Consider the following 20383-nt stretch of genomic DNA (forward strand, 5'->3'; position numbering starts at 1 on the left):
CCTCGCTCATGCCGTCGACCGACCGGCCTGATGTCACGACCGACCCGACCGACACCCCCCTGGTGACCATGGGTCCCCTGCCCGCCTCGACGAAACGCCTGGTGCCGGGCCGCCTTCATCCCGAGATCCGGGTGCCCCTGCGCGAGGTTCACCTCGATCCCGCGTCCGGAGAGCCGCCGCTGCCGCTCTATGACGCCTCGGGCCCCTATACCGACCCCACGCGGACGCCCCGTCTGGAAGAGGGGCTGCCCCGGATCCGAACCCCCTGGATCCTGGCCCGCGGCGATGTCGAAGAGATCGACGGCGCCCCCCGGCCCACCCCCGATGCCCCCTCGCCCGGCCGCTGCCGGATGCCGGCCTTCCCGATCCGCCACCGGCCGCTTCGCGCCAGAGCGGGAGCGGCGGCCACCCAGCTCGCCTATGCCCGTGCCGGCATCGTGACGCCCGAGATGGAGTTCGTCGCCATCCGGGAAAACCTCGGCCGCGAGGATGGCCATATCACCCCGGATTTCGTGCGGGACGAAGTCGCATCGGGCCGCGCGATCATTCCCGCCAACGTCAACCATCCCGAAATCGAGCCGATGATCATCGGCCGGAACTTCCTGGTGAAGGTGAACGCCAATATCGGCAATTCCGCCGTCACCTCGTCGATGGCCGACGAGGTCGAGAAGATGGTCTGGGCCACACGCTGGGGCGCCGATACGGTCATGGATCTGTCGACCGGCCGCGACATTCACGGCATCCGGGAATGGATCCTGCGCAACAGCCCGGTGCCGATCGGAACGGTTCCGCTCTATCAGGCGCTGGAAAAGGTGGGCGGCATCGCCGAGGCGCTCGACTGGCCGGTCTATCGCGACACGCTGATCGAACAGGCCGAACAGGGGGTGGACTATTTCACCATCCATGCCGGGGTACGGGCCGCCCATATCCCGCTCACCGCCGGCCGGGTGACCGGCATCGTCAGCCGCGGCGGGTCGATCATGGCCCGCTGGTGCCAGTACCACCGGGCGGAAAACTTCCTCTACAGCCATTTCGACGAGATCTGCGACATCGCCCGGGCCTATGACGTGTCGTTCTCTTTGGGCGACGGGCTGCGGCCGGGATCGGTGGCCGACGCCAACGACGCCGCCCAGTTCGCCGAACTCGAAACCCTGGGCGAGCTTACCCGCATCGCCCGCGCCCGCGACTGCCAGGTGATGGTCGAAGGGCCCGGCCATGTCCCCATGCACAGGATCCGCGAGAATGTGGAACGGCAGGCGGCGCTCTGTGGCGATGCCCCCTTCTACACCCTGGGCCCGCTGGTCACCGACATCGCCCCCGGCTACGACCACATCACATCCGGCATCGGCGCCGCGATGATCGGCTGGTTCGGCACGGCCATGCTCTGCTATGTGACGCCGAAAGAGCATCTGGGCCTGCCCGACCGCGAAGACGTGCGCACCGGCGTGGTGACCTATCGCATCGCCGCCCATGCCGCCGATCTGGCCAAGGGCCATCCGGCCGCCCGGCTGCGCGACGACGCCCTGTCCCGCGCCCGGTTCGATTTCCGCTGGGAGGACCAGTTCAACCTGGCACTCGACCCCGACACCGCCCGGCGCCTGCATGACGAAACCCTGCCGGCCGCCGCCCATAAATCGGCCCGGTTCTGTTCGATGTGCGGGCCGACATTCTGTTCGATGCGCATCTCCCACGACATCCGCGCGGCTGCCCAGGCGGAAGGCTAGGCCGCGTGCAGGGCCCGGCGGCGATGGACGGCCAGCCCCAGCGCCGCCAGCACCAGCGGATAGATCACCGATCCGCCCTGGGCCAGGGCGAGGCCGGCCACCAGAACCACGCAGGCGGCGGCGAGCAGCCGGGTGCCCGGGCCTTCCGACAGCCGGAACAGCGCCGCCGCCGCAACCCCGTACAGGATCAGGAAATTCTGCCCGGCGATGCCGAGCAGGACATCGACCCGGCTGAAGCCGGCCGCGTCGGCGGCGATCACCGCCAGCAGCACCATGACCAGCACACCGGCCGCCCTGACCGGCTGGTCGCCCCGCAGGCCGGCCAGCGCCGACGGCAGGGTGCCGGCGCGGGCGAGGGCGAAAATCATCCGCGACACGCCCCAGATGGCGGCGGCCAGATTGGCCAGGATCATCACGGTCACGACCGCCGCCACCGCCCGGCCGCCGACAGCCCCGAACCGGCCATCCATGATCGCCGCGAACGGGGTCTCGAACCGGCCGTCCAGATCGCGGGTCTGGGCGATCCAGGCCATGACCAGGTAAAGCACCACCGCCACCACGAAAGACAGCGCCATCGCCCGCGGGAAATCCCGGGCCGGGTCGCGGAACTCCTCCGACAGGTTGGACGCGATCTCCCAGCCCGTGAAGGCGAAGAAGATCATCATGAACGGCGCCAGCGCCAGGGCCCAGTCGATCCGGTCGGGCAGCAGGGGCAGGGGTTGGGCGGCTTCCGGCACCAGCACCGCGCCGGCCACCGCAATTGCCCCCAGCAGCACCAGCAGCACGGCCGCCATCGCCTGGTTCACCCTGGCCGCCCCCGCGGCGGACAGCAGGTTCACCGCAAACCCCGCCGTCACCAGCCCCGCCGCCCAGGCATGCGGGCTGCCGCCCACCGCGCCCGCGGCATAATACCCGCCGGTCAGCGCGATCGAGGGCAGGCCGATCGCCACCGCCCCCAGCAGGATGAAGGACGAGGCCGGCGCCCAGGCGGGGCCGAAGGCGCGGGCGGCGAAATGGCCGATGCCGCCCGCATCCGGAAACCGCCGCCCCAGGATCACGAACACCGCAAGCAGTGGCAGGGCGGCGAGCGCACAGATGCCCCAGGCCAGCAGGGCATGATCGCCCGCCTGCCGCACCGCCAGGCCCGGCAGGATCAGCAGCCCTGCCCCCAGCACGATGTTCAGCATCACCGCCGCCCCTTTAAGCGGGCCCAGATTGCGTGCGAGTTCGCGGCCGTCCTCGCTCATGCCGTCCCTCCTCCTCCCAGCTCCACGATGCGGGGCGCGATCAGATAGACCACGCCCCCCTCCAGCGCTACCGAACCGTGGCGGATACCGGCCGGCAGCCGGATCACATCGCCCCGGCGGCAGACGGTCTCGGTGTTGCCGGACGCGTCCGCCCAATAGAATCGCAGGCTCCCCTCCAGGATCACCAGGGTCTCGTCCACCGGATGGGCATGCCAGGCATGTTCCTTGCCCGGCTGGTCACGCTGCACCTCGACCGCCCCCTGTTCCGGCATCAGCGTCCGGATCAGGTCAGGCAGGGCCGGCGGGGTCAGGTGGCGGGTCAGGATCTCGACCATGGCTCAGACCACCTCCGCATCGGTATCCCTGAGCCGCGCGAACGGGCAGGCGGGTGCCGGCCGGTTGGCGTCGTCCAGGAAATACTGGCGATGCTCGCGGGTCTCGGGTGCGCCATAGCGGCCGAGATCGGGCGAGGCCGGCAGCATGTCGAAAGCGACCAGCCGCCGCCGCACCTTGGCGAACGACGTCGCGGCGGCCTGTTCCGTCCCCAGGATTTTGTCGAACACCCAGCGCGGCTGGAAGGTCAGCATGAAGGTGCTGGACCGCCGGCTCTGGCGGGCGATATGGGCGGGGGTGTTGCAGACCACGAAGACCGGCTCGCCCGCGAAGCAGAACTCCCAGAGCGGTTCATCGGTGCCGGCCGGAATCTCCGCCGGCCAGGGCGCCGCATCGCGTCGGGCCAGCGCCGCCAGCAGCCCCCACATCCGCGCCCGGTATTCCTCGATCCCCGCCACGCGGCCGGGGCGGAAGAAGGCGACCAGAGAGGCATGGGGCCCGAAGCTGCGGGCCTCGGCCACGAAACGGCCCAGCGCCGCGGCCAGCCGGTCGGCCGCCGGCCCGTCGGGATCCGCGGCCTCGTCGTCGATGAACAGATAGCGCAGCTGGTCGGTCTCGAAGCCCTTCACCCCGAAGACGCAGGGGAAAGGCCGGACCGGACTGGAGATGGTGGCGGCGAATTCGTCATACACCACCCGCTGCCAGCTGCCTGCAGGCAGCCGGCCGGCAAGATCGTCGCGCGACAGATAGGGCGCGGGTGCAGCGGACATCGGTCCCGTGTCGAACATGATGTCTTCCCATGACTGGCGATGGCGGGGGTGCGGCCGCAGGCCCCGCAAATCGACGTCCCCACATCGATTTGGAAGCTACAAGTTGCGACCGCAGTCACCGCACACTTAACCGTTGCATTGCTCGCCAGACCAGAGTTCAAATTGAACACTTCATACCATAATGAAACCCCTGGGCAATAACCAGGGGGCACGCATCCGCACCGGAACCCATGATCATGTCTCAGGACCAGGCCTCACCCGGCCGGCGCCGCGACGCGCCGGAGCCGTCCCTGAGCGAGACCGATCTGCAGCTGATCGACCTGCTGCGCGAGGATGCCCGCCGCAGCATCAGCACGCTGGCCGCCCTGATCGGCACCTCGCGTCCCGCCATCCGCCGCCGGATCGATCGCCTGCAGGCGCAGGGGGTTATCCGCCGCTTCACGGTCGAAACCACCCTGCCGGCAGCCACCACCGCAGATCGCGGCATCGACGCCCTGTTCTCGATCGTCGCCCGCACCGGCAGCCATCGCGGCCTGCTCGCCACCATCCGTCAGCGCCCGGAATGCCGCGCCGCCTGGGCGGTGACCGGCACGCCCGACCTGATCATCATCGTCCACTGCCTGTCGGTCGCAGCCCTCGACGGCCTGCGCGACCACCTGGCCCGGCACACCGCGGTCAAGTCGGTCTCGACCGCGGTGATCCTGGACGGCTGGCAGCGCGACGGCTGAGGCAAGGGCAGGCCGACGTCAGAGCGGATGGACCCCGACCGCACGGTAATCGGCGGCCAGCATCGCCTCCTGCGCCGCCACCAGGGCCAGTTCCGGCCCGCCCAGCTTGCGGCTTTCCTCCACCACCGCCCAGGTGGCGGCGACGGCCCGGCGGATGGCGCGGGCCAGGTCGCGATGGGTCAGCCAGTCGGCGAGCAGCACGGCCGAGAACATGTCGCCGGTGCCCGAGAAATGGACCGGCACCAGCGGGGTCTCGATCCGGAAGCGGCCGGCGCGGCCGACCGCGATCACCTCCACCGACCCCGCCGCCGTCTCGGCAACCTTGACCGAGGTCGCCACCGCCATCTCGGGCCCCATGGCCGCCAGCCGGTCCAGCGCCTCGATCACCTCGGCGCGGGTGCGGGTGTGGCGGCCGGTCAGGTGGTCGAGTTCGAAATGATTGGGCACCACCAGATTGGCGCGTGGCAGCAGGTGTTCGACCATCGCCTCGGCCACGCCCGGCTGGACATAGCGCCCGCCCGGATAGTCGCCGATCACCGGATCGAACAGGTAGAAGGCCCCGGGCACCCGCCGGCGGACGCGGTCCACCGCATCCGCCGCCACGGTCACCTGGCCGGCGCTGCCGAAATAGCCGGTCAGCACCGCCCGCACGAAACCGAGCCCGCCGCCCGCCTCTTCGGGCAGGGCGTCCAGCCCCTCGACGATGCCACGCATCTCGGTCTCGTCGACCACGGTGCCTCGCCAGCCGGGATAGCGGGGGTTGCTGCTGAACCGCACCGTGTCGATCGGGCAGACCTCCTGGCCCAGCCGCTCCAGCGGCAGTGTGGCGGCACAATTGCCGACATGGCCGAAGCTCACCCGTGACTGGATGCTGAGGACAGTCATCGGCGGTACTCCCAAAACGCAGGGTCCGGCAGCGCATGCGGCATCGCGCGGGCTGCACCGGACATAGAGGGGATCAGGGGCGGGAGACGGAAGTCGGGGGTGGCGACCGGCTTCCGGCGGCAGCCCGTGTTCGCAGGCGCCGCGGACCTGGATGCTTGCACGGCCGGGCCGGAGGCTTCAACCCCTGCGCACCGTCGGCGGCTGCAGCCCGGACCTGCACCTCCTGCAGGCGCGGGTCGGCAACTTTGTTGCGCTGCGGAACGGATCTGCGCAACGCTTTCGCAGCGGCACAAGGTGGTTTATAGTCGCGCGCGAGCCGGCCGGGCCTTCTTCCCGTCCCGCCGCACGGATCCCTGCCCGCGGATCCGGCGCCGCGGGTGCGGCCTTCTCGGGGTCCGGCCGGGGATCGCCTTTCCGCCATTCACCCCAGCCACGGAAGCCCGCGACATGGCCAAGACCAATCGTCCCCGCCGCAGCATGCTTTATATGCCGGGTGCCAATACCCGCGCCCTCGACAAGGCCCGTAGCCTCGCGGCCGACGCGCTGATCCTGGACCTGGAAGACAGCTGCGCGCCGGATGCGAAGGATGCCGCCCGCGCCAATGTGGTGGCGGCGCTGGCCGAAGGCGGCTACGGCAATCGCGAGCTGATCATGCGCGTGAATGCGCTCACCACCCCCTGGGGCCATGCGGATCTGGTCGCGGCGGCGAAGAGCGGCGCCCATGGCGTGCTGGTCCCCAAGGTCGACGGCGCCGAGGGCGTGCGGCAGGCGGAAGCCGTGCTGCGCGATGCGGGTGCGCCCGACGATCTGAAGCTGTGGGTGATGATGGAAACCCCGCTCGCGATCCTGAGGGCCGAGGAAGTCGCCGGCGCCACCCCGCGCCTTGCCGGCCTGGTGCTCGGCACCTCGGATCTCGCCAAGGATCTCCACTGCGCCCATACCCCGGAGCGCCTGCCCTTCCTCGCCAGCCTGTCGCTGTGCATCCTGGCCGCCCGCGCCTTCGACCTCGCGGTCATGGACGGCGTGCATCTGGATCTGGACGACGAAGAGGGCTTCGCCCGCGTCTGCCGCCAGGGTGCGGAACTCGGCATGGACGGCAAGACCCTGATCCATCCCAAGCAGCTCGCCGCCGCCAACGAGGCCTTCGGCCCGTCGGAAGCCGATATCGCCAAGGCCGGGAAGATCATCGCCGCCCATCAGGCCGCGGTTGCCGAGGGCAAGGGCGTGGTCGTGGTCGACGGCAAGCTGGTCGAGAACCTGCATGTGGTCGGCGCCCGCCGCCTGCTCGACATGGCAGAGCAGATCAAGACCCTGGGCTGAGGCGGAACCGATGGCACAGAAGACCAATCCCGGCCGCTTCTTCGAAGACTTCACCCTGGATGAGGAAATCGTTCACGCCACCCCGCGCACGGTGACCGAGGGCGACCAGTCGCTGTATACCGCGCTCTACGGCACCCGCTTCGCGGTGAATTCCTCGGCCGAATTCGCCCGCGGCCTGGGTCTCGGCGGCGCGCCGATCGACGATCTGCTCGTCTTCCACGTCGTCTTCGGCAAGACCGTCCCCGACGTCTCGCTGAACGCGGTCGCCAATCTGGGCTATGCCGGCGGCCGGTTCGGCGTGCCGGTCTTTGCCGGCGACACGCTTTCCACCCGCTCCACCGTCATCGGCCTCAAGCCCAACGGCAACGGCCAGACCGGGGTGGTCTGGGTGCGCTCCACCGGGCGCAATCAGCGGGGCGAGATGGTGCTGGACTACGTCCGCTGGGTGATGGTGAAGCGCCGCGCCCCCGGCACCGACGTCTCGGCCACCCATGACTGCCCGCCCGCCGATCTGCCCAGGGCGGTCGATGCCGCCGATCTGGTGGTGCCGACCGGGCTGGATGCCCGCGGCTTCGATTTCGCCCTCTCGGGTGAACCGCACGCCTTCGAGGACTACAGCCCCGGCGAGCGCATCGATCATGTCGACGGCATGACCATCGAAGAGGCCGAGCATCAGATCGCGACGCGCCTCTATCAGAACACCGCCAAGGTCCATTTCAACCAGCTGGAAGCCAATGGCAACCGCTTCGGCCGGCGGCTGATCTATGGCGGTCACATCATCAGCCTGGCCCGGTCGCTGTCGTTCAACGGCCTGGCCAACATCGTCCGGGTGGCGGCGATCAATGCCGGTGCCCATGCCAACCCCACCTTCGCCGGCGACACCATCCACGCCTGGTCCGAAGTGATCTCGGCCGACGCCCTGCCCGGGCGCACCGATCTGGGTGCATTGCGACTGCGTCTCATTGCCACAAAGAATCGGGCCGCCGCCGACTTCCCGCTCAAAGATGCCGACGGCAAATATCTTGCCGACGTCGTTCTCGACCTAGATTACACCGTGCTGGTGCCGCGCCGCGGCTGAACAGCACCGCCGCCCACAACCTTCGGGCGCCCGGTTCCGGCCCCCTGTGCCTGCGCATGGCACGGGGGGTGCGACTTTCGCCGGGCTTTCGTTGACTTGGGCGGCGGGTGGGCCTATTCAGTACGGCGTGACGAAAGGCGTGCGTTTTCAAGCCGTAAACGTTGAGCCGCCCGGCGGGGTACCCTCGCCATGCCGGGACGAGCCCCTGGAGTGCAGGTTCTAGAAGCCCATGGCCAAGACCGACAACCGACCGCTTTCGCCGCATCTGCAGGTCTACCGCCTGCCGCTGACGGCGCTCATGTCGATCTCGCACCGCGCCACCGGCGTGGCGTTGAGCGTCGGCACCCTGCTGCTCGCCTGGTGGCTGATCGCCGCCGCGACGGGCGCTGAGTCTTTCGAAACCGTGCAGGGCTTTCTTGGCTCGTGGTTCGGCATGCTGCTGATGTTCGGATGGAGCCTGGCGCTGTTCTACCACATGGCGAACGGCATCCGGCACCTGGTCTGGGATGCAGGCTACGGCTTCGACATCAAGCAGGCCGAGAAGATGGGCCGCATCGTGCTGGTCGCCGCCGGCGGCCTGACCCTGCTGGCCTGGATCATCGGCCTGTCGGTCTGATGGGCGAGAAAAGACTGCAGAAACTGCGGCTGGTTCGAGGACGATCAAGATGAGCTTGCGCAATCCCCTCGCCCGCGTTCGCGGGCTGGGCTCGGCTAAAGAAGGTGTCCAGCACTGGTGGCTTCAGCGGGTGACCGCCATGGCCATGGTGCCGTTGACCCTGTGGTTCGTGATTTCGGTGATCGCGCATCTGGGCGCCGGCCGGCTGGAGATGGTGGACTGGATGTCCTCGCCGGTCTCCGCCGCACTGATGATCGCTTTCCTGGTCAGCCTGTTCTGGCATGCGAAACTGGGCCTGCAGGTCGTCATCGAGGATTACGTGCACAACGAGGCATGCAAGATCGCGTCGCTGACCGCCATGACCTTCGCCGTGGTCATCGTCGGCATCGCCTGCGTCGTCTCGGTGCTGAAGCTCGCCTTCGGAGGCTGAACGCGAAATGACCACGGCTTACAAGATCATCGACCATGAATACGACATCGTGGTCGTCGGCGCCGGCGGCGCCGGTCTGCGTGCGACCATGGGCATGGCCGCGAAGGGTCTGAAGACCGCCTGCATCACCAAGGTGTTCCCCACCCGCAGCCACACCGTGGCGGCGCAGGGCGGCATCTCGGCCGCGCTCGGCAACATGGGCGAGGACGACTGGCGCTGGCACATGTACGACACCGTCAAGGGGTCGGACTGGCTGGGCGACCAGGACGCCATCGAATACATGTGCCGCGAGGCGATCCCCGCGATCATCGAGCTCGAGCATTTCGGCGTGCCGTTCTCGCGCACCGAAGAGGGCAAGATCTACCAGCGCCCCTTCGGCGGCATGACCACCCGCTTCGGCCAGGGCCGCGCCCAGCGCACCTGCGCCGCCGCCGACCGCACCGGCCACGCCATCCTGCACACCCTCTACCAGCAGGCCCTGAAGAACGACGCCGAGTTCTTCATCGAGCATTTCGCGCTCGACCTGATCATGGACGACGAGGGTGCCTGCCGCGGCGTGATGAGCTGGGATCTGGCGACCGGCATCCTGCACCGCTTCCGCTCGCATCTGGTCGTGATCGCCACCGGCGGCTACGGCCGGGCCTATTTCTCCTGCACCTCGGCCCATACCTGCACGGGTGACGGCAATGCGATGGTGCTGCGCGCGGGCCTGCCGCTGCAGGACATGGAGTTCGTGCAGTTCCACCCGACCGGCATCTACGGCGCCGGCTGCCTGATCACCGAGGGCGTGCGCGGCGAGGGCGGCTATCTCACCAACTCCAATGGTGAGCGCTTCATGGAGCGCTACGCCCCCTCGGCCAAGGATCTTGCCTCGCGCGACGTCGTCAGCCGCGCGATGACCATCGAGATCCGCGAGGGCCGCGGCGTCGGCAAGCGCAACGACCACATCCATCTGCACCTGGAGCATCTCGACCCCGAGATCATCCATCAGCGCCTGCCGGGCATCGCCGAAACCGCGAAGGTGTTCGCGGGTGTCGACGTGACCAAGGAGCCGATCCCGGTGCTGCCGACCGTCCACTACAACATGGGCGGCATTCCGACCAATCATCGCACCGAGGTCGTCCGTCCCACGGCCGGCAATCCGGACGAGGTCGTGCCCGGGCTGATGGCGATCGGCGAGGCGGCCTGCGTGTCGGTGCACGGCGCCAACCGTCTGGGCTCCAACTCGCTGCTCGACCTGGTGGTGTTCGGCCGCGCGGCCGCGATCCGCGCCGCCGAGATCGTCACCCCCGGCCAGCCGCACAAGGCGATCGGCGCCGATGCCTCGGAACGGGCGATCGCCCGCTTCGACAAGCTGCGCCATGCCAACGGCACCGTCTCGACCGCGGAGCTCCGCGACGAGATGCAGCGGACCATGCAGAACAACTGCGCCGTCTTCCGCACCGGCGAGGTGCTGGAAGAGGGTCTGGCCGAGATGCACAAGATCTACGCCCAGCGCGACAACCTCCGCGTCACCGACCGCTCGCTGGTCTGGAACTCGGATCTGGTCGAGACGCTGGAGCTGGACAATCTTCTGGGGCAGGCGCTGGTCACCATCGCCGGTGCCGCCAACCGGCCGGAAAGCCGGGGCGCCCATGCCCGCGAGGATTATCCGGACCGCGACGACAAGGACTGGATGAAGCACACCGTCGCCTACTGCTCGGACGAGGGCGAGGTCGCCTTCGACTATCGCCCGGTGCATATGACGACGCTGACCAACGAGGTCGAGGTGTTCCCGCCGAAGGCGCGCGTCTACTGACGCCGCCTTAACGACCCCACGTCGACCGAGGACGAGACGAGCGATGGCCCAGTTCCGGCTTCCCAAGAATTCGCAGATCCGCCAGGGCAAGACCTACAAGGCGGACGGCGCGAAGAACGTCAAGGTTTTCAAGATCTACCGTTGGAACCCCGACAGCGGCGAGACGCCGTCGGTGGATACCTACGAGGTCGATCTCGATCATTGCGGCCCGATGGTTCTGGACGCGCTGATCAAGATCAAGAACGAGGTCGATCCGACCCTCACCTTCCGCCGCTCCTGCCGCGAAGGCATCTGCGGCTCCTGCGCCATGAACATCGACGGCGGCAACACGCTCGCGTGTCTGAAGCCGATCGAGGACGTGGCGGGCGAGGTGAAGATCTACCCCCTTCCCCACATGCAGGTGGTGAAGGACCTCGTTCCCGACATGACCAACTTCTACGCCCAGTATGCGTCGATCAAGCCCTGGCTGCGCAGCCAGAGCCCGGCGCCGGCGCGCGAACGCCTGCAGAGCCCCGAAGAGCGCGAGCAGCTCGACGGTCTCTACGAGTGCATTCTCTGCGCCTGCTGCTCGACCAGCTGCCCCAGCTACTGGTGGAACAGCGACCGCTATCTGGGTCCGGCGATCCTGCTCCAGGCCTATCGCTGGCTGGCCGACAGCCGCGACGAGGACACCGGCGACCGCCTCGACACGCTCGAGGATCCGTTCCGCCTGTATCGCTGCCACACCATCATGAACTGCGCGAAGACCTGCCCCAAGGGCCTGAACCCGGCCAAGGCGATCGCGGAGATCAAGAAGATGATGGTTGCCCGCCGCTGAGGCGGGACGATGATCGCCCGCCGCTGAGGCGGGACGATGATCGCCCGCCGCTGAGGCGGGCTGCCTGCCATCGGTCCATGAAAACGGCCGGCCCTGGTGACGGGGCCGGCCGTTTTCATTCCGTCACAGACAGGGCTTGCGCCCCTGCCCCTCTTCGGATAAGGTCCGCGCCGTCCCGAGCGGAGAGGTGCCAGAGTGGTCGATCGGGGCGGTCTCGAAAACCGTTGTGCGCGCGAGCGTACCGTGGGTTCGAATCCCACCCTCTCCGCCATTCGCTCCCGCCGGTTCCGGCGGTGAACGGACGACCGGTTTCGAACGGCCCGGCGCTGCAAAGTGCCGGGCCGTTTCGTATTCAGGACCGATCGTCCCGGGCGGCCCTGGCATAGAGCCGGGTGAACGGCGCCGCGGTCAGCCCATGGGCAAGAATGGAGCCGGCGATCAGGAAGCTGGTGATCGGCCAGAGCCGCGGATCCGCCAGTTCGCGATGGGCCGCACCGGCATAGAACATCGCCGACAGGCCGATCGGGCCGAACCAGCCATAGAACCAGACATCGCGCGGCGCCCGGAAGGGGCGCGGGTCGACCCCGTCGCGTGCCTGATCCGCCGCCGAAGGTGCCGGCCGTCCCGCGCCGGGCTTCAGCAGCACATAGAGCAGCCAGATCGCGGGCAGCCGCCGGAAGGCCAGCACCAGGCCGAGCGCCAGCAGGCCGGCCCCCCAGATGCCGCCCCACGCCCCCCAGGGCACCGCCATCGCGAACAGCATCAGGGCAGGCACCATGGCCAGATTGTTGCCGCCCTCCTCGTACTGGTCCGCCGCCTCGCGCACCTCGTCGCCCAAGGCCGTCGCCAGGGCCAGCCCGGCCAGGAAGGCGGCCCAGATGCTGTCGGTGTCGATCAGCTTCATCAGGCCCAGCAGCCCGACCATGAATGTCAGGCTGGCCAGCATCAGCGAGCGGCGGCCGATCTGCCCCGCCGCTCGCGCGGCCTTCAGCGCCCGGCCGGCCCCGTGGCCGAGCCCGAGCCCGATCACCCCGGCCGCCACCACCTGCCAGAGCCCGACCCGCAGCAGCCAGTCGCCCCAGCCGGGGCCGCCCCAGCCGTCGGTCGCATCATGAAGCAGCAGGATCGGCAGAAACATGAACAGGAAGGCCAGCCCGTCATTGCCGCCCGATTCGAAGGACAGCATCTGCCGGATCCGCGCCGGGATATGCCGTTCGGCGAAGGGGCCGGTAACGATCGACGAGGCGATCACCGGGTCGGTCGGGGTCAGGATCGCGCCGATCACCGCCGCGACCAGCAGCGGCAGGCCGAAGATCCAGACGACGATCATCGTGGTCACCACCCACATGCCGGCCATGGCCACCAGCACCAGAACGCCGCCGGTGCCGAGCAGGCTGCGGATATCCCGCCCCCTCAGCCTGAGGGCGATCGAGGCGACGCCGAAGCCGACGGCGAACCAGCACAGGGTCTCCATCAGGCCGAGCAGCTCGTCGCGGGGCATCACCTGCCCGAAGATCAGGCGATGCAGGGCGCCCGCCGCCAGCGCCAGCAATGGCGGGGCAATCACACGCTTCATCCGCTTGCCCGTCAGGCCCAGCAGCCAGATGGTGGCGCCGGCCAGAAGAACAAAGGCGAAGAAGGCAGGGCTGTGCATGACGGAAATCCCGTGGGCGCGCGCGGAAGAGACGTGGTCGGGGCTTGTCCGGCTAATCCCGCCACGCCTGCCGATGTTCCGCCCTCACCCGACCTGGCAGCCCTCCGCCTTCACCACCCGCCGGGTGGAGGCGGGATGGCGGCCGAGCAGTGCCGTCGGCCGCACCGGCCGCGCCACCAGCCCGCCCCCGCAATTCGGGCAGATCCCGCCAAGCCGGCCCCCGGCGCAGCTCTCGCAGAAGGTGCATTCGAATGAACAGATGAAAGCCCCCGGCGCATCCGCCGGCAGGTCCACATCGCAGCACTCGCAGCCGGGTCGCATGTCGAGCATCAGGCAGCCTCCCTTATCCTGACAGGGCCCCCATGGCCCCGCTGCCCCAGGATGGGGCCGGTCCGCACGACCGGACAAGGCGGCGTAGCCCACTTTTCCGGTCGCAGGCGCCTCAGCCGCGCACCAACGAAATCAACGGCTCGAAGGCATAGAGCGCCGGTCGTCGCCCAGCCGCTGGTTCCAGCGTGTTTAACAGGCCCGCATCAAGCAGATTCTTGGTAAATTTATGTGCTGTCGGCGCAGGAATGCCGGATCGACTGGTGAACGTATTGTTCCGAAACACCGGGCGCGTAAAAATAAAATCAAGAGCCGTAATGGCCCACTTTGAGGACAATGTTTCCCTGAAGTGGCCTTTCATTTCCTCATAGAGCGTTCGGATCTGCTCGGCTTTTTCCAGATTCTGCCGCGCCTGGGACTCGATTGCCGTCAAAAAGAATACGACCCACTCTTCCCATTTTCCGGAAGCAGAGACGTATCTCATGCGATCAATATATTCATCTTTGTTTTGTTCGAAGAACTCGCTGATATAAAAATACGGCTCGGAAATCTTGCCGGATTTCCAAAGCATCAATGGGATCAGCATGCGGCCGATACGGCCGTTCCCGTCCTTGAAAGGATGCAGTGCTTCGAACTCCAGGTGTGCGATGGCAGTGCGGATGTGAATTTCGCAGTCGTCATCCTTCAAAAAATCGAAAAAGCGATCCAGGCCTTCATCCAGTCGCTGCGGGCTGATGGGAATAAACAGAATCTTCCGGCTCCCCCGATCCGCCAGATAATTCTGCTCTGTCTTAAATTCACCGGGGGAAAGATGCGACCCTCGGCCAAAACCGAGCAGAACCTTATGTGCAGAACGAATCAACCACTTTGACAGGGGTGCCCCATCCTTCATGGAATCCTGCGCCATCTTCATGGCCCGGCCGTATAGAAAAACCTCGATCGTTTCGCTGCGGGCGTTCGTATGCTCGACGTCGCCATCATCCTCCTGCTCCGCTTCCAGGCGCAGAACTTCATCAAGAGTGCTGACAGTCCCTTCCATGCGGGATGAAATCACAGCCTCGCGGCTGCGGAGGGGCGCCAGCAGAATATCGCTGCTGTGCATGCCCTTGAGCATCTGATCGTAACGGGCCAGTGCTGCCGCAGCCTCCGACATGGGCTTGATCAACCGTGCGTGATCGAGCATCCGCGGCGGAAACCGATCATAGTGATACTGAACGGCATCGCTCGGATCGAAACCGGCGGGAGAGCGGGCGTCATTCATGTTGGCTCTCGCTTTTCGGCTTATTCGAAACACAACTGCGTTAGCGTCGACTCTGAGAGAAGCAAAACATGTTGTCTATCGAATTTTCCCAACCGTGATAGACAAAATCGTTTGTGTCTCGTATCTGAGAGGCCAACGGAGTTGAGTCTCTGCGGCGCGCGAAAACGAGAGGCAATCCCCCACCGCCCGTAACAACTCCCACCTTGCACAATCCGCCGCCCGCGCCTAGTCTTGCCTCCCCCAAAACCGCATAAGCCATTGATTTCCCTGAAATCACTCTGGCGACATGCCGGAACGGGCCCTTCGACCTCGGAGACAGGACCATGCGGCAGATCACGGACGGGGTGCTCGGCCTCGATTTCGGCACCACCAACAGCGTCGCGGCACTGGCCACCGCGCCCGGGGTGTCGGAGCTTGTCGAGTTTCAGGGGGCGAAGGCGACCGGGGCCGTGTTTCGTTCGGCGCTGTGCTACTGGCAGGACGATGAGGTGAAGGGCGGCATTGCCCACGAGGCCGGTCCCTGGGCCATCGCCGAGTATCTGGCCTTTCCGCAGGACAGCCGCTTCATCCAGTCGTTCAAGAGCGTGGCCGCCACCCCGCTCTTCGAACACGCCACCATTTTCGACAAACGCTACCGCTTCGAAGAGCTGGGCCGGATGTTCCTGGGCCGCCTGACGGCCCATGCCGGCGGCCGGCTCGACCGGCGGCCGGAGCGGATCGTGGTCGGCGTGCCGGTGGAATTCGCCGGCTTCCGCGCCGATCCCGCCCTCGCCCGCGAGCGGTACGACCGCATGTTCGAGACCTTCGGCACCCGCATCCACTATGTCTACGAGCCGCTGGGCGCCGCCTTCAGCTATGCCGCGGGTCTGGACCACGCCGCCACGCTGCTGGTGGCCGATTTCGGTGGCGGCACCAGCGACTTCTCGGTCGTGCGGGTGGCGGAGCCGGGTGCCGCGCGGCGCTGCCTGCCGCTCGGCTCGGCCGGTATCGGCATCGCCGGCGACCGGTTCGACTATCGCATCCTCGATCGGCTGGTGCTGCCCTTCCTCGGCAAGGGCGGCCGCTACCGCTCCTTCGACAAGGTGCTCGACATCCCCTTGAGCTTCTTCTCGGATTTCGGCGACTGGTCGAAGCTCGCCCTGATGCGCAATCCGAAGACCATGGATGCGCTGGAGCGCCTGCGCCGCGCGGCGCTGGACCCCGAGGCGGTCGGCCGGATGATCACGGTGATCGAGAACGAGCTCGGCTACCCGCTCTATGACGCGGTCGGCCAGGTGAAGCGCAGGCTCTCCACCGAGACCGAGGCCGATTTCACCTTCAGCGCCCCCGGCCTCGACATCAATGCCCGGGTCACCCGCGCCGAGTTCGAGGACTGGATCGCCGAAGACGTCGCCCGCATCGCCGCCACCGTCGACACCGCCCTCGCCAAGGCGGAGGTGGAGGCCGCCGCCATCGACCGGGTGTTTCTCACCGGCGGATCGTCGCTGATCCCCGCCATCCGCCGGCTGTTCGAAGACCGCTTCGGCCGCGAGCGCATCGCCACGGGCAACGAGCTCACCTCCATCGCCCACGGCCTCGCCCTGATCGGCCAGGAAGAGGACGTGACGGAGTGGGCGGTCTGAGTCGACCGTGACCTGACCGGTTTTACGCCTCCACCAAGCCCGGCCAGAAATGGCTGTCGGGCAGCTTCCGGGCGCCGAAGATCGCCTGGCCGACGCGCACCACGGTCGCGCCTTCTTCGATCGCGATCTCGAAATCGCCCGACATGCCCATCGACAGCTCGTCGAGGGACAGCCCGGCCGGGGCGTCCTGACGCAGCCGGTCGCGCAGATCGCGGAGCAGCACGAAGCAGCGCCGCACCCGGGCGGCCTCGGCCGAGAACAGGGCGAGCGTCATCAACCCGCGCACCTTGAGCGCGCTGAAAGCCGGCAGCTCCTTCAGGAAACCCGCCACATCTTCCGGCGGCAGGCCGTATTTGCTCACCTCGTCGGAGGTGTTCACCTGCACGAAGACGTCGAGACTGCGGCCTTCGATCTGCAGGCGGCGATCCAGCGCTTCGGCTGCCCGCAGATTGTCCAGCGCCTGGAATTCCGCGGCAAAGCGCGCCACCAGCTTGGCCTTGTTGGTCTGCAGATGACCGATCACCGACCATTGAAGATCGGTCAGATCCGCCATCGCCTCCCATTTGCGCGCAGCTTCCTGAACCTTGTTCTCGCCCAGCAGCCGGCAGCCGGCGGCATGGGCCAGGCGGATATGCGCCTCGTCCATGGTCTTGCTGACCGGCAGCAGGCGCACCGTCGCCGGATCCCGCCCCACCCGCGCCGCCGCAGCGGCGATGCGGGCATGCACCGCCGCCAGATTCTCCCGGAAATCCTCGACCGATTCGGCGCGCGGCCAGCGGTCGTGAAGATCGTGGCGGGTCTCTGTGTCGAGAACGGAGGTGTCGGTCATCGCTAAGGCCTCGTCTGATCGGCGCAGCGGCGCGCCGGCCCGGACATGCCGGACATGTCCGGCCGCCATCATCGACCCGAATTCGCCTCATGCCAAATAGAATATTGACCTAGGTCAATATTCAGGCCTGTCGTCCGAGCAGCGGCGCCAGGGCCGCGATCCCGGCATCGATCCGGTCGAAGCCGAGCGGGCGTGTCAGCCGCCAGACCGGCAGCCGGGCCGCCAGATTGAAGCTGAAGGCCCTGAGCCCCGTCACCCCCAGCAGCGCCTGGGACAGGCCCGGACGGTAAAGCGCGCCATGGATGGCGCGGATGGCATCCAGCCCGGTCAGCCGATCCAGACGCGCCGGCATCTGGGGATCGGGGGCCGCAGCCAGCTCCACCAGGGCAGTCAGCGGCCCGGGCGCACGGTCGGGCCTGCCCCTGCCGCCCAGCGGCAGCAGGGCGCCGCTCTTGCTCCGTCCTTCCACCGGCACCCAGTCGCCATGCCCAAGACCGAAAGCCGCGATCGCCTCATCCGACAGCCGGAGCCGTGGCACCCCCGGCCAGCCGGCGACGGTGGTCGCAGGCCCCGTCCGTATCAACCCGGCCACATCGTCGATCTGCAGCAGATCGTCGGCGAGCAGGGCGTGGCCGCGAGAGAGCAGCGCCCCGGCCATGGTCGACTTGCCGGCCCCCGACGGCCCGGTAATCGCAACCAGGCCCGAGGCCGTCCGCAGGCTCGCCACATGCAGCGGCATCAACCCGCGCTGCAGCAGCACGGCGGCGAAGACGCTGCCGTAAAGCCAGTTGAGCAGCCGATCCGGGTGGCTGTCGTGGTCGGGCCCGGGTGCCACCCCGATCGACCGTCCGCCGCGGACCAGATAGCGGCCCGCCTCCCCCAGGGAAAACAGCACCTCGTCGCCGGATGCCTGCCACAGCAGGCCGGTCTTGTGGGGGTCGGGCAGAGCCTCGGGCACCGCTTCCAGCCGCAGCCTCACGGCGGTCGCATCGAAACCGGCGGGATCGGCAGGGGTGACGGCATCGCTCACCAGATCCGGCAGTGCCAGATCCGAGACCAGCCCGAAGGCGCCGTGACGATACCGGTACATCGGATCCCGCTCGTGGTTCTTGTCCGGACAGAGGCTTAACACGCAAGAGGGGCCGCTGTCGACGCGGCGGCGCCGATGGCATGTCACGATGTGCGCACCGGGCGTGCTAGACTATCGGCAATCCCCGCAGAGAGGAGATGCCATGCCCGAGGCCGCCTTTACCCATCTCGTCGCTTCTCGCGAGGGGCTCTATGTCGCAGGGATCGCCGGCTGCGAGCGCCGCCGGGACGGGCTCTATTTCGGCGCCACCATCCGCGACGGCGCGGCCTGGGTGTTCGAGACGCTGGACGAGGATCTGCACGCCCGCACCAATCGGGGCCGGATCCTGCGCATGACGATCGATCCGGCGACCACCGCCTTCGGCCCGGCCGAGGTGGTGGCGGACGGGCTCGACAATGGCTGCCATCAGATCGATTTCGTCCGCGGCCGTCTGGTGGTGGTCGACACCTATCGCCAGAAACTGCTCGTCTTCCGCGAGGATTTTTCGGAGGTCGACCTCCATTATCCGGCCGGACGGGCCGATGCCGATGCCAAAGACGATCCCGGCTATGTGCATATGAACGGGATCGGCGGCGACGGACGCGATCTCTATGTGCTGCTCAGCCATGCCGGCGTTCAGCCGGCGCGACCATCCGAAGTCCTTCGGCTCGATGCGCAGTTCAATCAGGTGGAGCGCTTCACGCTCCCGGGGCTGATGTGCCACGATCTGGTGGTGCTGGAAGACGGGCGGCTGATCGCCAACGGCTCGATGGGCGGTTTTCTGATCGACCGCCAGGGCATCATCGCCCAGATCGACAATCTGCTCACCCGCGGCCTGTCGATCGGGACGGACGATGTCGTGATCGGCAGCTCCACCTTCGGCGATCGCGAACGCCGGATCGCCGCCACCGGCCGGCTCACCTTCACCGGCCGCGACCTCGCGCTCCGCGCCCGCTATGACCTGCCGGCCGCCCCCACCCAGATCCGACGTCTGGATGGGCGCGATCTCTCAATCTTCGACTATCGCGCCATGACCGGAAACTGAGCCGGCCTCAAACCCAGCCCCAGGCGTCCAGACGCAGAACCCGGCCCTCCACCGCCCGGTGAAGCAGGCGGGGGCTTCGGCCGGCGCCGGCGCCGGCGGCCACCATCAGCGGCATCAGATGCTCGTCGGTCGGGTGGTTGTCGGGGCCGTGGGGCGCACGCTTCCGCCAGTCGGCAAGGGCGTCGAGATCGCCGGTCGTCACCGCCTCCGCCACCCAGTCCGCGAAGGCGGCGGCATAATCCGCCTCGCCGCCGCCGGCCGCGCGGTGGCGGAAGAAGCCGCGAAGGTCATGGGTCAGGCTGCCGCTCGCCAGTACCAGCACGTTCTCGTCGGCAAGCGGCGCCAATGCCTCACCGATCGCAAGATGGCCGGCAGCATCGGTCTCGGCCAGCGACAGGCCGACCACCGGCACATCGGCTGCGGGCCAGGCCAGCATCAGCGGCGTCCAGGCGCCGTGATCCAGCCCCCGCTCTGCATCTTCGGCGACGGGCAGGCCCGCGGCCAGCAGAAGGTCGCGGACCCGCGCCGCCAGAGCGGCATCGCCCTGCGCCGGGTAGTGCAGGCGGTAAAGCGGCTCGGGGAAGCCGTAGAAGTCGTGGATGGTCGCGGGTCTTGCCGCGGTTCCGACCGTCGGCACCCCGGCCCGCCAATGGGCCGAGACCACCAGAATGGCCCGGGGGGCCGCCGGCAGCAGCCCGCCGAGACCCGTGAGAAAGGTCCGGGTCGGGCTGCGGCCCAGCACCATGTCCGGGGCACCATGCGACACGAACAGAACCGGCTGACGGGGGGCGGGACGATCGGTCATGGGCGGGGTGCTCCGGACGGACGAG

General features: G+C 67.9%; 19 protein-coding genes, 1 tRNA gene and 1 pseudogene. 11 read left to right on the forward strand and 10 right to left on the reverse strand.

The annotated features are described in order from the left end of the window. Positions 1-8: 8 nt before the first annotated feature. A pseudogene (thiC, locus tag WI697_RS00800) lies at positions 9-1721 on the forward strand (phosphomethylpyrimidine synthase ThiC); the annotation flags it as partial. Here thiC and WI697_RS00805 read toward each other — a convergent pair. The 3 genes from WI697_RS00805 to WI697_RS00815 are packed head-to-tail and all read right to left on the reverse strand — an operon-like array spanning position 1721 to position 4092. Further along, entirely contained in the window at positions 1721-2971 is a 1251-nt protein-coding gene (locus WI697_RS00805) for an APC family permease (protein WP_345957071.1), read from the reverse strand. The pseudogene thiC and the gene WI697_RS00805 sit on opposite strands and share 1 nt — an antisense overlap. Beyond that, positions 2968-3306 carry a cupin domain-containing protein gene (locus tag WI697_RS00810; protein ID WP_082828912.1) on the reverse strand — a complete coding sequence of 113 codons (339 nt, stop codon included), beginning with the start codon at positions 3304-3306 and terminating at the stop codon, positions 2968-2970. Before WI697_RS00810 ends, WI697_RS00805 begins: the two co-directional genes overlap by 4 nt. A gap of 3 nt (positions 3307-3309) precedes the next feature. Further along, positions 3310-4092 (reverse strand): YqcI/YcgG family protein, encoded by a 783-nt coding sequence (locus tag WI697_RS00815; protein ID WP_082828911.1) that lies wholly within the window; start codon positions 4090-4092, stop codon positions 3310-3312. A 218-nt stretch (positions 4093-4310) separates the two neighbouring features. Between WI697_RS00815 and WI697_RS00820 the strand changes: the two genes are divergently transcribed. Next, a complete protein-coding gene (locus tag WI697_RS00820) occupies positions 4311-4802 on the forward strand; it encodes an Lrp/AsnC family transcriptional regulator (RefSeq protein ID WP_345957072.1) in 492 nt (163 codons plus the stop codon). Positions 4803-4820: 18 nt separating this feature from the next. Here the strand turns inward: WI697_RS00820 and pdxY are convergent, their stop codons facing one another. Then, on the reverse strand, positions 4821-5687 hold the full coding sequence (gene pdxY, locus WI697_RS00825; protein ID WP_345957073.1) for a pyridoxal kinase: 867 nt from the start codon (positions 5685-5687) through the stop codon (positions 4821-4823). Positions 5688-6134: 447 nt separating this feature from the next. Between pdxY and WI697_RS00830 the strand changes: the two genes are divergently transcribed. The 7 genes from WI697_RS00830 (at position 6135) to WI697_RS00860 (ending at position 12017) form a co-directional block, all read left to right on the forward strand. After that, positions 6135-7007 (forward strand): HpcH/HpaI aldolase/citrate lyase family protein, encoded by an 873-nt coding sequence (locus WI697_RS00830; RefSeq protein ID WP_062770486.1) that lies wholly within the window; start codon positions 6135-6137, stop codon positions 7005-7007. A 10-nt stretch (positions 7008-7017) separates the two neighbouring features. After that, on the forward strand, positions 7018-8085 hold the full coding sequence (locus WI697_RS00835) for a MaoC family dehydratase (protein ID WP_345957074.1): 1068 nt from the start codon (positions 7018-7020) through the stop codon (positions 8083-8085). Positions 8086-8314: 229 nt separating this feature from the next. Continuing rightward, the gene (gene sdhC / locus WI697_RS00840) at positions 8315-8701 is read left to right on the forward strand and encodes a succinate dehydrogenase, cytochrome b556 subunit (RefSeq protein WP_062770480.1); all 387 of its coding nucleotides are present in this window, start codon (positions 8315-8317) and stop codon (positions 8699-8701) included. Between the two features lie 49 nt (positions 8702-8750). Beyond that, positions 8751-9131 (forward strand): succinate dehydrogenase, hydrophobic membrane anchor protein, encoded by a 381-nt coding sequence (gene sdhD / locus WI697_RS00845; RefSeq protein ID WP_014746789.1) that lies wholly within the window; start codon positions 8751-8753, stop codon positions 9129-9131. 7 nt (positions 9132-9138) lie between these two features. Continuing rightward, positions 9139-10929, forward strand: coding sequence for a succinate dehydrogenase flavoprotein subunit (gene sdhA, locus WI697_RS00850; RefSeq protein WP_014746790.1), 1791 nt, complete (start codon positions 9139-9141; stop codon positions 10927-10929). 43 nt (positions 10930-10972) lie between these two features. Further along, complete coding sequence (locus WI697_RS00855; protein ID WP_062770477.1) at positions 10973-11746, forward strand: succinate dehydrogenase iron-sulfur subunit; 774 nt, start codon at positions 10973-10975, stop codon at positions 11744-11746. 181 nt (positions 11747-11927) lie between these two features. Next, positions 11928-12017 (forward strand) — tRNA-Ser (locus WI697_RS00860). Between the two features lie 81 nt (positions 12018-12098). On the opposite strand, the gene WI697_RS00865 is transcribed toward WI697_RS00860, so the two are convergent. From WI697_RS00865 to WI697_RS00875, 3 genes are all read right to left on the reverse strand, one after another. Continuing rightward, positions 12099-13400 carry a cation:proton antiporter domain-containing protein gene (locus WI697_RS00865; protein WP_345957075.1) on the reverse strand — a complete coding sequence of 434 codons (1302 nt, stop codon included), beginning with the start codon at positions 13398-13400 and terminating at the stop codon, positions 12099-12101. A gap of 84 nt (positions 13401-13484) precedes the next feature. Beyond that, positions 13485-13730, reverse strand: coding sequence for a DUF1272 domain-containing protein (locus WI697_RS00870; protein ID WP_062770471.1), 246 nt, complete (start codon positions 13728-13730; stop codon positions 13485-13487). Positions 13731-13842: 112 nt separating this feature from the next. Then, positions 13843-14988 carry a Fic family protein gene (locus WI697_RS00875; RefSeq protein WP_062770468.1) on the reverse strand — a complete coding sequence of 382 codons (1146 nt, stop codon included), beginning with the start codon at positions 14986-14988 and terminating at the stop codon, positions 13843-13845. 323 nt (positions 14989-15311) lie between these two features. Here WI697_RS00875 and WI697_RS00880 point away from each other — a divergent pair, with 323 nt between their 5' ends. Continuing rightward, entirely contained in the window at positions 15312-16610 is a 1299-nt protein-coding gene (locus WI697_RS00880; protein WP_345957076.1) for an Hsp70 family protein, read from the forward strand. 22 nt (positions 16611-16632) lie between these two features. Here the strand turns inward: WI697_RS00880 and WI697_RS00885 are convergent, their stop codons facing one another. After that, entirely contained in the window at positions 16633-17439 is an 807-nt protein-coding gene (locus WI697_RS00885) for a YggS family pyridoxal phosphate-dependent enzyme (protein WP_345957077.1), read from the reverse strand. A gap of 121 nt (positions 17440-17560) precedes the next feature. After that, complete coding sequence (locus WI697_RS00890) at positions 17561-18529, reverse strand: hypothetical protein (RefSeq protein WP_345957078.1); 969 nt, start codon at positions 18527-18529, stop codon at positions 17561-17563. A 142-nt stretch (positions 18530-18671) separates the two neighbouring features. On the opposite strand from WI697_RS00890, the gene WI697_RS00895 reads away from it, so the two are divergent. After that, entirely contained in the window at positions 18672-19553 is an 882-nt protein-coding gene (locus WI697_RS00895; RefSeq protein WP_345957079.1) for a hypothetical protein, read from the forward strand. Positions 19554-19560: 7 nt separating this feature from the next. On the opposite strand, the gene WI697_RS00900 is transcribed toward WI697_RS00895, so the two are convergent. Continuing rightward, complete coding sequence (locus WI697_RS00900) at positions 19561-20358, reverse strand: DODA-type extradiol aromatic ring-opening family dioxygenase (protein WP_345957080.1); 798 nt, start codon at positions 20356-20358, stop codon at positions 19561-19563. Positions 20359-20383 lie beyond the last annotated feature (25 nt).

This window comes from Tistrella mobilis, from assembly GCF_039634785.1.
GTDB lineage: Bacteria > Pseudomonadota > Alphaproteobacteria > Tistrellales > Tistrellaceae > Tistrella > Tistrella mobilis.

Coding starts and splice junctions, on each gene's coding strand:
- WI697_RS00805 (WP_345957071.1), bottom strand. CDS start 2,971: ATGAGCGAGGACGGCCGCGAACTCGCACGCAATCTGGGCCCGCTTAAA.
- WI697_RS00810 (WP_082828912.1), bottom strand. CDS start 3,306: ATGGTCGAGATCCTGACCCGCCACCTGACCCCGCCGGCCCTGCCTGAC.
- WI697_RS00815 (WP_082828911.1), bottom strand. CDS start 4,092: ATGTTCGACACGGGACCGATGTCCGCTGCACCCGCGCCCTATCTGTCG.
- WI697_RS00820 (WP_345957072.1), top strand. CDS start 4,311: ATGTCTCAGGACCAGGCCTCACCCGGCCGGCGCCGCGACGCGCCGGAG.
- pdxY (WP_345957073.1), bottom strand. CDS start 5,687: ATGACTGTCCTCAGCATCCAGTCACGGGTGAGCTTCGGCCATGTCGGC.
- WI697_RS00830 (WP_062770486.1), top strand. CDS start 6,135: ATGGCCAAGACCAATCGTCCCCGCCGCAGCATGCTTTATATGCCGGGT.
- WI697_RS00835 (WP_345957074.1), top strand. CDS start 7,018: ATGGCACAGAAGACCAATCCCGGCCGCTTCTTCGAAGACTTCACCCTG.
- sdhC (WP_062770480.1), top strand. CDS start 8,315: ATGGCCAAGACCGACAACCGACCGCTTTCGCCGCATCTGCAGGTCTAC.
- sdhD (WP_014746789.1), top strand. CDS start 8,751: ATGAGCTTGCGCAATCCCCTCGCCCGCGTTCGCGGGCTGGGCTCGGCT.
- sdhA (WP_014746790.1), top strand. CDS start 9,139: ATGACCACGGCTTACAAGATCATCGACCATGAATACGACATCGTGGTC.
- WI697_RS00855 (WP_062770477.1), top strand. CDS start 10,973: ATGGCCCAGTTCCGGCTTCCCAAGAATTCGCAGATCCGCCAGGGCAAG.
- WI697_RS00865 (WP_345957075.1), bottom strand. CDS start 13,400: ATGCACAGCCCTGCCTTCTTCGCCTTTGTTCTTCTGGCCGGCGCCACC.
- WI697_RS00870 (WP_062770471.1), bottom strand. CDS start 13,730: ATGCTCGACATGCGACCCGGCTGCGAGTGCTGCGATGTGGACCTGCCG.
- WI697_RS00875 (WP_062770468.1), bottom strand. CDS start 14,988: ATGAATGACGCCCGCTCTCCCGCCGGTTTCGATCCGAGCGATGCCGTT.
- WI697_RS00880 (WP_345957076.1), top strand. CDS start 15,312: ATGCGGCAGATCACGGACGGGGTGCTCGGCCTCGATTTCGGCACCACC.
- WI697_RS00885 (WP_345957077.1), bottom strand. CDS start 17,439: ATGACCGACACCTCCGTTCTCGACACAGAGACCCGCCACGATCTTCAC.
- WI697_RS00890 (WP_345957078.1), bottom strand. CDS start 18,529: ATGTACCGGTATCGTCACGGCGCCTTCGGGCTGGTCTCGGATCTGGCA.
- WI697_RS00895 (WP_345957079.1), top strand. CDS start 18,672: ATGCCCGAGGCCGCCTTTACCCATCTCGTCGCTTCTCGCGAGGGGCTC.
- WI697_RS00900 (WP_345957080.1), bottom strand. CDS start 20,358: ATGACCGATCGTCCCGCCCCCCGTCAGCCGGTTCTGTTCGTGTCGCAT.